Genomic DNA, 12,359 nt, shown 5'->3' on the forward strand with positions numbered 1-12,359 from the left:
TTAATCTTATTCTGATACATCAAAAACTTTTAAGGGATATCGAGCTTTTATTATTGCTTTAGTTTTGCTTCTCAATTAATGTGCAGTTTGTATATAATTAAAATAGTTATTTATGGAAAATAATTACTTACATAAAATAGAAAAAAGATCATTTTCTATTTTATTAAATAGTAAGCGTCAAAGCGGTTTTATAGCTCTAATAGTGAGTTTAATTAGTTGTCATGAAATAAAAGCTCAATTGGTTAATGAAACAGATTTAAAATTAGATAAAGACGCAGTAATGGCGATTTATATGGATTATGAAAATACTCCAAAGGGGAATTTTATAAATGATGGTCAATTGTATATTTTTCAAAATTGGAAAAATGATGGTATAGTCACTTATACAGATAGTAAGGATGGTTTTACTTTTTTTACTGGTTTTGAGGATCAATTTATAGAAGGAACTCAAATTTCTAATTTCAAGAATGTATCTTTTAAAAATACATCTTCCTTAATTCCATTTCATTTAGGTGGAAAAATTCTTATAGGCGGTAATTCTATATTTGATAAAGGCGTAATTCTGGCAAGTGATTACGGTGGTTTGGTGATTTTTAAAGATAAAGCAACACATACATTAACAAGTGATTTGAGTTTTGTTGATGGGCAAGTGCAAAAAATCGGAAGTGGATCATTTGAATTTCCTGTTGGAGCAGGAAATTATTTCAGACCATCTTATCATAGTGTAGGTACAGGTGATGGGATGATTTATACTACACAGTATTTAAATAAAAATTCGAGCAGTCTTCATACTCATGATAAGAGGGATGAAAAACTACAAAAAATCAATGGTAATGAATACTGGGAAGTAACTCAAAACAAAGGAGCTGATAAAATCATTCTGAGTTTGTCAATGGACAGTAGAACTACTCCATCAGAATTTTTTAATTCAAGTGATGATTATGATGTGGTAATAGCACGATGGGATGCGGATTCAGACAAATGGATCAGTGAAGGGGGAGATGTAAGCGATCCGCTGGCAGGGAAACCATATGAAAAATTGTTGACCGCACAAGTTAGTGGTTATGGAATATTTACAACAGCTTTGGTTAAAAAAGTACCGCCAATTCCAGAAGATGTAAAAATATACAATGCGATCTCACCAAATGATGATGGTTTAAATGACAGTTTCCTAATTGAAGGGATTAAAAATTTCCCAGATAATCAATTAGAGATTTTTAATAGATGGGGAGTAAAAGTTTATGAAACTAAATCATATAACGAAAGTGATAATATGTTTAAAGGATATTCAGATGGTCGTGCTACAATTAAGCGAGGAGATAAACTTCCAACTGGAACATATTTCTATGTGTTGAAATACAATACAGATAAACGTACGATAGAACGAACAGGTTATTTGTATATCAATAATCAATAATTAATAAGGAACTAGAACAAATGAAAAAGATTTCATACATATTAATATTGTTGTTAATGGGGGTTTTCGAAGTCTCGGCGCAACAACAATCACAGTATACACAATACATGTATAATACTATGACAATAAACCCAGGATATACAGGAACACGTGGTTTACCGAGTATCTTTGGATTATATAGAACTCAATGGGTAGGACTTGACGGAGCTCCTACCACTGCAAATTTTTCTATAGAATCACCAATTACTGAAAACGGGCAAGGTTTAGGATTGTCTGTGATTAATGATCAAATAGGATTTACAAAAGAAACCACTGTAACAGCAAGCTATGCTTACCCAGTTCGGCTTTCGGCTGATGTGCACTTATCTTTAGGGGTTAGTGCTTCAGGAAATTTTGCACAAATAGATTATACTAAAGCTACAATTCAAGATGTTAATGATCCTTATCTTACAGGTGTTTTAACAAAAAATTCTCCAAATTTTGGAGCAGGGGCATATTTCCACTCTTCAAAATGGTATGCAGGGTTATCTGTACCAATGATTTTGGAAACAAAATTTTATGATGATGTTAAAGTATCTGTCGCTTCTCAAAAAATGCATTTTTATGCGATGGGAGGTTATGTTTTTGATCTGAATGACAACTTGAAGTTTAAGCCAGCAGTAATGGCAAAAATGGTTAGTGGGGCACCTTTGGCGGTTGATATATCTGCAAACTTTTTATTTAGTGAGATGTTCACACTAGGGGCGGCATATAGATTGGACGCTGCGGTAAGTGCTATGGCTGGTTTTCAGGTTTCACCAGGTCTAAATATTGGGTATGCCTATGATTATGATACTCAAAAAATTGGAAACTATAATTCAGGGTCTCATGAAATTTTTCTTCGATTTGATCTTTTTTCTACGAGTAAATACAGACTGGTTACGCCAAGATTCTTTTAACAACTATAAACTAGGATAAAAAATGATTTCTAAAAAGATAAAAACTGCACTGGTTTTACTTTGTATTTGTTTAGTGCAAATAGGAGGTCTTAAAGCACAGGATAAAAAAATTGAGAGAGCAAAAGAATTCTATGATAAATTTGCTTTTGTTGAAGCAGCTAAATTATATAAAAAACTGGTAGATAAAGGAAATACTTCTCTTGAAGTATATACAAAATTAGGTAACAGCTATTATTTTAATGGACAATATTCTGATGCAGCAGAGTCATACTCTAAAGTTTTTAATTCAGGACAGAATGCAGAACCAGAATTTTATTTTAGATATGCTCAAGCATTAAATAATACTAAGAGATATAATGAAGCAAGTGTAGTAATGAAAAAATACTACACTATGACTAATAAAAAAGATCTTAGCGAAAACTGGCAAGAAGAAAAGTTAATGGCTAATATTCAAAAACAATCAGGGCGCTATGATTTTAAACCAGTTAGTATTAATACTCCAGTTTCTGATTTTGGGACAGCATTTAATCAAAATGAAAAAATTGTTTATGCGTCAGCAAAGGATACGGGAGTCATCTTTAAACGTAAACATAGCTGGAATGAAAAGTCATTCATGAAACTGTATTCGGCTGATATTACTGCGAATGGAGACTTGGAAAATTCAACACTATTAAAAGGGGAGGTAAATACCAAATACCATCAAAGTAGTCCGGCTATTACGAAGGATGGTAAGTACATGTATTTTACTAGAAACAACTTTTCTGATGGAAAATTAGGAATTGATAAAAATAAAACAACTTTCTTGAAAATTTATGTTGCAGAAAATGTAAAAGGAGAATGGAAAAACGTAAAAGAATTAGCTTTTCCGATAAATAGCGATGGCTTTTCATCTGCGCATCCGGCATTAAGCTCTGATGAGTCTCAGTTATTTTTCGTTTCAGATCGTAATAACAGTTTTGGAAATTCAGATTTGTATGTTGTTAGTCTAAAGAAAGGAAATATCATCGGAAACGATGTGACAAAATTGGGAGATGAAATTAATACTCCAGGTAGAGAAACATATCCTTATGTAGACAATAAAGGGATCCTATACTTTTCTTCCGATGGACATCCTGGACTTGGAGGACTTGATGTTTTTGCCGCAATAAAAGACAGTGATGGAAAATATCATGTAGTAAATGCAGGCGATGGTGTAAACACAAGTGCAGATGATTTTGCATATTCTATTAATGACGCAAAAAAAGGTTATTTTTCTTCAAATAGAAGTGATAATGATGATATATATAGCTTCACAGAGAACAGACCAATAGATTTTAATTTTGAAATACGACCTACAATTTCGGGAGTTGTTTCAGAAAATGGTATTCCAGTTCCTAATGCTGACATTGAAGTATTTAACTTAAACAATGAAAGTATTGGAAAAACTAAAACTGACAATGATGGAAATTACAAGATTCTAGTAGAGCCATTTCAAAGTGTAAAAGTTGTGTATAGTAAACCTGGTTATGCTAACAAAACTATTGAAGTTCCACCTTTAAAAGCACTTGAGAAAAAAGAACTTAATATTGACGTAACTAAAGAACTGGAGGTTATTGTTGAAGGACAGAAAGTCAAAATTAACGAAGGCGATGATTTAGCTAAAAAATTGAAACTGAATCCAATTTATTTTGATTTAAATGGTTATAATATTAGACAATCATCTAAAAAAGAATTAGATAAAGTGGTGGCAGTAATGAAAGATCATACTAATATTACGATAAAAGTTAATTCTTATACAGATAGTAGAGGTAGAGATGAATACAATATGAAACTTTCCGGAAATAGAGCAAAATCAACAGTAGACTATATTATTAATGCTGGTATCGCTAAAGAAAGATTAAGTGGTGAAGGCTTTGGTGAAACTAGTTTATTGAACAATTGTTCAAATGGAGTTAAATGTTCAGAACAAGAACATGAATTAAATAGACGATCAGAGTTTATAATCAGTTTTGGTAAATAGAAGTTATTTTTTCATTAAGAAGCTGCTGAATAATTATCAGCAGCTTTTTTTGTAAAGAAGGTTTTAGATATTTGATTTTTTGCTTTATGAATGGTTAATAAATAAAAAAAGTGACTTTAAGTCACTTTTTTTATTTGATATTTTTTGACAAAATCATCAGTAGGTTTTCTTTTTAGAACTTCAAAATATTTAGTACAGAAATAGCTAAGCTTGGTATAATTAAGTTCATACATAACGGTTGTCAATGTAGTGTATTCTCCGCTTCTCAAAAGTTTTTGAGCAAGTTTTATTTTTTCTTTTATAAACAAATTTTTTGGAGTATTGTCAAAATGTTTTTTGAAAAGGCTTTTATATTTAGATTCTGACATACCAGCCATTCCAGATAAAAAAGTTAATGAAGGAAACGGACCATATAAGTTATTGGTTAGATAATTTTTAGTTTTTTCTAGAGCTTCGCTTTCAACCTCTGTGATTTGAGCATCTTTATCTTCAGACATGTAAAATTTATTAAAAAAATTGCCTAGGACTTTTAATGAAATTCCTTTTATGAACGAATCATAAGAAAGATCGCTGACGGATTTGTTTTGGAGTGACCTAATTAGTAATATGCTGTTACTATCAATATTTCCATAATGATAAAAGACTTTTTTATTACTTGTTTCATTATGGTTAAAGGTGGTCTCCCTCTTTTTGAATTTTTGAATAAAATCGTGGAGTAATTTTTTATCAATAAGCAATCTTAGAGCAATAGCCCTTTCATTTATGGTTGGTTTAAATGTACTCTCTATTTGATTATCAAGTATCGCTAAATCCAATCGATTAAAAGCACCAATTTCATAATCAATCTCATTAATTTTAATTAGATTGATATGTTCGCTCAAATCAAAATGAAAAATATATAATTCATTTTCTGATTTTTGTCTTGTTAATTTAAAAGGAGCAGTTGTGGTTAAATCAGCATAAACAACAGAGATGCCTTCCATTACTTGAGTGAAATAAAAAAAGCCTTTTCCAATATCGTCAGGTACAATAATAAGTTTATCATCTATTACTTTTGTATTTAATTGTTTTACTAAATCATATTGCCATTCTGGCGTTAAACTGTAATAATGCGTAACTTTTCTCATAGACTTGTTTCTAATGGTTTATTGATACTGCTTTACAATTGTTTATAAAATGCTTTAGGTGATAACCCAAAATGTTCCTTAAATTTTGAAGCGAAATAAGAATTATTGGTAAAGTTTAGCTGATCTGAAATTTGTGAAATCGTCAGTTGTTTATTTTCAATAAGTTCTTTGGCCAGCAATAACTTATTTTCCATGAAAAAGACATTTGCCGTATTTCCAGTTATTTTCTTGAATAGAGCTTTGAATTTCGATTCAGACATATTAGACATTTTAGCCATTTGTGTTATACTAGGAAAATGATCTTTAATATGTTCAATTAAATACATTTGGATTGCGATAATATGTTCTAAATCTGTTTTGTTAACTGTTTGGATAATAATTTTTCTGGTAGCTATTTTTTTTAAGTAATTTGAAATTAGTAAGTGAACAGTGCCTTTTAAGTGTAGATTGAAAATTGATCCGCCAACTTGTAGTTTTCTCAAATCGTTTATTATATGAAAACTTTCGTTGCTCATTCTGTCAAAACGGATCATCGTATTTTCTTTTGGGTCAAGTATTGAATCAATATTTTGAATGACAATATTATTTTTTTGAGTGAAGGTTTTTATCATTTTCTTTTTAATAAAGATACATAAGGCAAAAGTTTTACTTCCTTTTCTTACATTGTACTCCGATTCCAATGATCCGTCAATGACAGCTAGATTATAATTCCATCTGCCAACATTGTAAACATGAAAATCAGTTTTGACAGAGGCTTCTCCTTCTGTTAGATTATAATAAAAACCAACAAAATCCTGATTTAAATTCTGCTGTATTAATTGGAAATTTCTTTGGTATTCTACATTTATATAATAGGCTACGATGCCATCGCCACAGTCTAAAAAATACCTGATTCCTGATTGAGAGTCTTCTGGCAGTAGGATAAAATTTCCTTCAATTTTTCCTCCAATTTGTGCAGCATAATGCTCTACCCAAGAAAGATCTGCATCGTAATAATGTTTAATTATTTTCATGGAAATGTGGATTTTGTATTATAAAGTTAAGTTATTTTTACTAAACTGATAATATTTTTGTTTGTAAGTTGTTGATTTTTAGTTTTGTGTAGGTTATTGTGCTTTGAGATGGGATTTGGAAAAAGGATGCAAACTTTCAATGGCTATAATGTGGGGTATAAAGACACATAAATTGGACGCTCCTTGAAGACGAAAAGAAACTCAATTGAAAATAGATGACTTTTAAATTTTTTAAAAGACAGAAATGACCATTCTTTAAGAAGTGCTTTCATTTGTTTAATTTTGATTTATTTTAATACTTTTTTGACTTTTAAAGGCAAATTATATGCCTTTATTTTTATATTGTTGTAAATCAATTAATTAAATTGAGATTCTTTTTTTAGACTAAAATTGAGTAAGTAATTTATGGCCTAATGGGGAAAAAGTACCCTTTTTTTAGAGAATTTTCTGATTTAGAGTTTTGCGGTCAATTTGCAAAATTTGGGCAGCTTTTGTTTTATTATGATTGACAGATGCTAAAACTTTTAAGATTTGTTCTTTTTCATATTCTTTTAATGATTTTAGAATTTTAGATGAAGCTGGTATATCATATTTAAGCTTTTCAGGAACCTGATTTAAGTTGATAAGGTCATCACTCATAATTATCATTCTCTGAATAATGTTTTCAAGCTCCCTAATATTACCTGGCCAGTTGTATCGTAACAAAACTTCAATTACTTTTTCACTTATTTTTATTTCTGGCTTACCATACTCGTTAGCATACTTATCAATAAAAGTGTTTATTAATACCGGAAGATCTTCTTTTCGTTCTCTTAAAGGTGTCGTTTTTATATTGGCAACGTTTAGACGATAATATAAGTCTTCTCTAAAGAGATCTTTTGCGACCATGTTTTCTAAATTGCTATTGGTTGCTGATATAATTCTCACATCAATTTTTTCTGGCTTTGTAGCACCAATCCTCAAAATTTCTTTTTCCTGAATAACTCTTAATAGCTTAGTTTGTAGTAATAGAGGAGCATTGCCAATTTCATCTAAAAAAATTGTACCGCCTGAGGCTGCTTGAAATAAGCCTGTTTTAGTTTCTGTGGCTCCTGTAAAGGAGCCTTTTGTGTGGCCAAAAAGCTCTGATTCAGCTAAGGTTTCAGGAATCCCACCACAATTTACAACGATAAAAGGTTGGGATGCTATATTGCTTGTAAAGTGAATGGCTCTAGCTATAAGTTCTTTACCGGTTCCGCTTTCGCCCTCTATAAGTACAGTAGCTTTAGTGTCTTTTATGCGTTCAATTATTTTAATAATATTTTTTGTATGTACAGATTTTCCGACTATATTATTATATAGGATATCATTTTTAGAATTCTGGAAATCATTAGAAATGACATAATTCTTTACCAGAGAACTTCTAATTGATTTATAAAGCTCGTCACTTGTAAATGGTTTTGTTAAATAATCTAATGCGCCAGATTTGATTGCAGAAACGACATTGGGAACAGAAGGGATGCCAGATATTACTAGTTTTGGTATCGCTGGATAATGTTCATCGGTATATTTTAATAATTCCAAACCATTAATTTCAGGCATATCAAGGTCAGTTATCAATAGGTCTATATGGGCCGTTTTTAGAACTTCTATTGCTTCATTTACAGAAGAAGCTTTAAACGTACGATAATTAAAAGTTTTTAATTGTCTCTGAATAAGATCTAACATTTCATTATTATCGTCTACAACTAATATATTTTCTTTTTTTGAATTCATTTTACTTTAAGTTAATGGGATTCTGATTATAAAAATCGATCCTTTTGGAAAATTGTCTTGTAAAATAATCTCACCATTATGATTTTTAATTATTCCGTTAACAACACTTAAACCTAATCCGCAGCCATAATTAACTGGTTTGGTTGTAAAAAAAGGTTCAAATATTTTTTCTTTAATAGTATCTGGAATGCCAGTTCCCTGATCTTCAATTTTTAGATATAAATTGTTGTCATCGTGATCTACAATAATTTTAATGATACTTTTTTCTTGGGATGCAAAAATGGCATTTATGAGCAGATTAAAAAGAACTTGCGTGATTTGAACCGAATCTACTTTTGCAACGATATTTTCATCTTTAAAGGTTAATTCAGTTTTAATTTCTTTTTTTTGAAAATTTGATTTTAGAAATGATAATGCAAAAACGATAATTGGTTTTATTTTTTGTAATTCTAATTTCTGAGGCATTTCGTAAGAAAAGAACATTAGTTTTTTGACAATTTCTCTAGAATAGATAACCGAATTTATAACAATCGAAATATCTGAATCAATTTCAGGATCAGTATTTTGCTCTTTTATAAGCTCTGCAAAACCCAAAATATTTCCTAAAGGCGTATTTAATTCATGAGCAATTCCCGCAGTCATTTCTCCAGGTAGAGTAAGGCGTTCCATTCGCTCAATAGTTTTGCGTAGCTGTGCTTTCTGTTCTAGGGTTTGATATTTTTCGATATAATTGCCAACCTCTATTGCAATGATGTTTAATAATTTTTGTTCATCATCGTCAAAATCATTTTGTGAATATTTTTGCAAAGGATAGTGTACTTTAATATGGCCACAATCAATGTTGTTTACTTGTATAAAACTAGATTGAAAAATGCTTTCTCCTATTTGTTCTGATGTAGATAAATGATAGTCTGCAATATGGATTTCGACGATAGTATCTTCGCTATATCTCCAAGCATTTTTTACGTTCATGATAATATCATGTAAAGTCTGTATGTTGATTGAATTAGCTTTTGAAATAATTTTTGAAATCTCGTAAAGACAACTAAGTTCTTTAATTTTTTCTCTTAAATTTTCTTCAGTTGAGAGCGTGTTCATTGTAGGAAAATGTTTTCTTTATTTTGGGTTTTATGGCAAAAGTAAGTAAATAATATTGCTATAAAAACAAAATATGTATTGTAGTTAACTATTTGAAAACAAAATAAATAACTTTTTATTTTGCGTCTTATTCTATTAGTTTTTTGACTTTTAAAGGCAGGTTTGAAAAAAAGTTTTGTTTAATAAAAGGCGATAAAACTCTACATATAATTTTTTATCACAATTAAAAAAAATGAGGTGAAGATTAGGATTAAAAAAAGTCTTATTCTAATAGTTTAAAAGCTTTATTGTCTCAATAAAAAAATGACATAAAATTACTTTTGTTTTCAAAGTTATCTGAAAACAAAAAAAAAATGAATACCACTAATTTTTTATTAGAATTTAAATTGAACTTTTCTGAAATCAGAAAACTAAATAAAATGTATTTTAAATATTTGTTTAGAGAGCGGTTTATATATATATCAATTTTCTTTCCGCTGATTGTAATCTCTTTTGATTTTGCTTCAATCAATGAAGATACAGATCTTTCTGCATGGCTAATTAGAAGTTTAGCTTTAATTATTTTTTTTGTTGCAATCGAGTATTCTTTTATTAATACAATTTCGAAAATAAGTTTTCAGTTGACCAAAAAACTATTAAAATTTGAAAGGTTTCACAGCAAATACAAAATTACATTTACAAGTGAAGAAATTTATGTTCGATCACCATTGGGAGAACTAACACACAAATGGTCAAAAATTGAAAAAGCGATTTTGACTAAAAATTTTCTATTTCTATATGTTAAAGAACGTAACAATTATATTATTTCAATATCTAGAAAAGATTATAATTTTAGAAAGATAGAGGAACTGTTAATTTTTATAGAGAAAAATGCTATACCTATTGTAAAAGTTTAAAGAAACTTAAAATTACCTTATAGTGTTAAATTTCTAACTTATATAGGTAATTGCTTTTTCTTAATCCGTTTAATTTTGTGGTATATTTTAATGAGATGAGAATGCAAAAGGAAAAGATTTTAGTATGTGATAACAGTACAACTTTCTTGAAGATGTTTAAGCGAAAATTTAAAGAAGAGTTTGATTTCTTTGAAGAATCATTATTGAATGAAAGTGAGAAAAAAGAATTTGATCACATAGTTTATGTAATAAATGATAGGAAAGAGTTGCTCAATTTTTTATCACAAAAAAGAAGCGAGTTACATGCTTTGGTTTGTTTGTTTGATATCCAGTTATATAGAAGTGCATCGTTTTTAGAAGAGACATATAATTTCATTTTGTTTGATGAGTCAAAAACAAGAACTGAAATTTTAAAGGAACTAAAGAAATTTTTTAGTAGTAAATTGGATTTTAAGTCAGACAGAAAAACTTTTAAACCTTCAAAAGATTCTCTGAAAAAATTTCAGGAATATTACAGAGCTATGTACTTTTTGATGTAATTTATTTTATTTTTTATATTTTTTAGTGAGTACATTTTGGTTAAAAAATGATGCTTTAAAAGCAGGGTAAATGTTGTTCTTTATCCTGCTTTTTTATTATTTGATTGTACTTTTAAATAAAGTTTTTTATTTTTAAGTGTTATTGTGACAATTAAAACTCTTAAATTGTTCGGAAAAAATAAAGAATAAGAAATAATGAAAAAAAGAGTATCATTTTATCTTCCAATCGCTTTACTTACAGGATTATTAGTTAGCTGTAAAGTTTCTCAAAATGCATCTGAAAAAATAATTGTTTTAAAGAATACTAGTTCTTTGGGACTCTCACAGAAGGCAATTTCTATAAAAAGAGAAAATATTGGAGAAAATAATATAAAAGGAACTTTTCCGATTTTGCTTTTTAAAACAGATACAATTCCGGCACAGACTAATGATTTTAATAGCGATGAAAAATGGGATGAACTTTTTTTTACAGTTGATTTTTTACCAAATGAAGAAAAAAAACTTCAATTAAAATGGTCGGATGCAAATCCTAAGTTTACGGTAAAAACAAGTGTTCGTTTTGGAAAAAGAGAAGGGAAAAATTTGCCTGTTCATCCAGATACACAGGAAGTCTTAATGGCAGATCAAGTTCATAAGAAGCTTGGATACCAAAAATACCAGACAGATGGACCCACTTGGGAAAATGATAAAGTTGGTTTCAGACATTATTTAGACGGAAGAAATTCTAAGGATGTTTTTGGAAAAAAACTCCCAGGAATAACTCCTGAAAACGTTGGCATAAATAGCAAGGGCGCGGTCGAAGATAATTATCATGTAATGTACGACTGGGGTAGAGATATTTTTCCGGTTGGAAATTCTGTAGGTTTAGGTGGTTACGCATTGTTGATTGACAATAAAATAAACCGACTTGGAATTTTAGGAAATGATACTATCAATAATGTCGAAAAAACTACTTTTAAAATTGTGGCAGAAGGACCAGTAAATTCTGTTTTAAGCTACCATTATCAGAACTGGAAAGCTTCTGAAAATCTGTATCAGGTTCAGGAAACAACTTCGATTTGGCCAGGAATATATGGTTATAAAAACACGGTTTCAATAGACGGGATAAAAGGAAAAGAAACTTTTCTTGCCGCAATTTCTAATTTAAATAATAAAAACCCGTTGCAGGTTATTGAGGCTGGAGATTGGATTTGCTTAATTCAGCATGATTATTTGACTTATGAGCGCCAATGGATTTTAGGAACAGCAATTTTAGTTCCTGCAAATATTTACCAAGGTTATATTGAAGCGCCTAAAACTGGACAGTTAACAGACTCGTATTTGGCAAAATTAAGGGTTGATAATAAAAAAGAAATCAGCTATTATGCAATTGCAGCTTGGGAATTGAGTGCAGATAAAGGTTTTAATGACTCAGTTTTCTTTACTAATTATGTGACCAATTTGGCCAAACAGCTTTCAGCTAAAGTAAAAATTGAAATAAAGTAAATTAAAAACGGCTAAACTACTATAGAAGTAAAAATGGCTTAGATTGTTGCAATCTTGTGGACAATTCTTTATTCTTTAAATGTAAAATAGCT

The 12,359-nt window shown here is 29.7% G+C and carries 10 protein-coding genes; 6 read left to right on the top strand and 4 right to left on the bottom strand.

Annotated features, from left to right (window positions below; all coding sequences use genetic code 11):
• Positions 1–202 precede the first annotated feature (202 nt).
• Genes JI750_RS22225 through JI750_RS16745 form a run of 3 tightly spaced genes read left to right on the top strand, consistent with a single transcriptional unit; the run spans position 203 to position 4,354 of the window.
• Positions 203–1,417, top strand: a complete 1,215-nt coding sequence (locus JI750_RS22225) for a T9SS type B sorting domain-containing protein (protein WP_202004595.1) — start codon at positions 203–205, stop codon at positions 1,415–1,417.
• A 20-nt stretch (positions 1,418–1,437) separates the two neighbouring features.
• Positions 1,438–2,355, top strand: a complete 918-nt coding sequence (locus JI750_RS16740) for a PorP/SprF family type IX secretion system membrane protein (protein ID WP_202004598.1) — start codon at positions 1,438–1,440, stop codon at positions 2,353–2,355.
• A 22-nt stretch (positions 2,356–2,377) separates the two neighbouring features.
• A complete protein-coding gene (locus JI750_RS16745) occupies positions 2,378–4,354 on the top strand; it encodes an OmpA family protein (RefSeq protein ID WP_202004601.1) in 1,977 nt (658 codons plus the stop codon).
• A 116-nt stretch (positions 4,355–4,470) separates the two neighbouring features.
• Here JI750_RS16745 and JI750_RS16750 read toward each other — a convergent pair whose 3' ends face one another.
• The 4 genes from JI750_RS16750 to JI750_RS16765 all read right to left on the bottom strand — a co-directional run bounded on the left by JI750_RS16750 (position 4,471) and on the right by JI750_RS16765 (position 9,347).
• Complete coding sequence (locus tag JI750_RS16750) at positions 4,471–5,481, bottom strand: helix-turn-helix domain-containing protein (protein WP_202004604.1); 1,011 nt, start codon at positions 5,479–5,481, stop codon at positions 4,471–4,473.
• 32 nt (positions 5,482–5,513) lie between these two features.
• Positions 5,514–6,494, bottom strand: a complete 981-nt coding sequence (locus JI750_RS16755) for a helix-turn-helix domain-containing protein (RefSeq protein WP_202004607.1) — start codon at positions 6,492–6,494, stop codon at positions 5,514–5,516.
• Positions 6,495–6,929: 435 nt separating this feature from the next.
• Positions 6,930–8,249, bottom strand: a complete 1,320-nt coding sequence (locus tag JI750_RS16760) for a sigma-54-dependent transcriptional regulator (RefSeq protein ID WP_202004610.1) — start codon at positions 8,247–8,249, stop codon at positions 6,930–6,932.
• 6 nt (positions 8,250–8,255) lie between these two features.
• Positions 8,256–9,347 (bottom strand): sensor histidine kinase, encoded by a 1,092-nt coding sequence (locus JI750_RS16765; protein ID WP_202004613.1) that lies wholly within the window; start codon positions 9,345–9,347, stop codon positions 8,256–8,258.
• A 419-nt stretch (positions 9,348–9,766) separates the two neighbouring features.
• Between JI750_RS16765 and JI750_RS22230 the strand changes: the two genes are divergently transcribed.
• From JI750_RS22230 to JI750_RS16780, 3 genes are all read left to right on the top strand, one after another.
• Positions 9,767–10,243 (top strand): YcxB family protein, encoded by a 477-nt coding sequence (locus JI750_RS22230; RefSeq protein WP_369410036.1) that lies wholly within the window; start codon positions 9,767–9,769, stop codon positions 10,241–10,243.
• A gap of 101 nt (positions 10,244–10,344) precedes the next feature.
• Positions 10,345–10,782, top strand: coding sequence for a hypothetical protein (locus JI750_RS16775; RefSeq protein ID WP_202004619.1), 438 nt, complete (start codon positions 10,345–10,347; stop codon positions 10,780–10,782).
• Between the two features lie 195 nt (positions 10,783–10,977).
• A complete protein-coding gene (locus tag JI750_RS16780) occupies positions 10,978–12,267 on the top strand; it encodes a DUF4861 family protein (RefSeq protein WP_202004621.1) in 1,290 nt (429 codons plus the stop codon).
• Positions 12,268–12,359 lie beyond the last annotated feature (92 nt).

The sequence above is a fragment of the Flavobacterium tagetis genome, from assembly GCF_016735615.1.
GTDB classification, from domain to species: Bacteria; Bacteroidota; Bacteroidia; order Flavobacteriales; family Flavobacteriaceae; genus Flavobacterium; species Flavobacterium tagetis.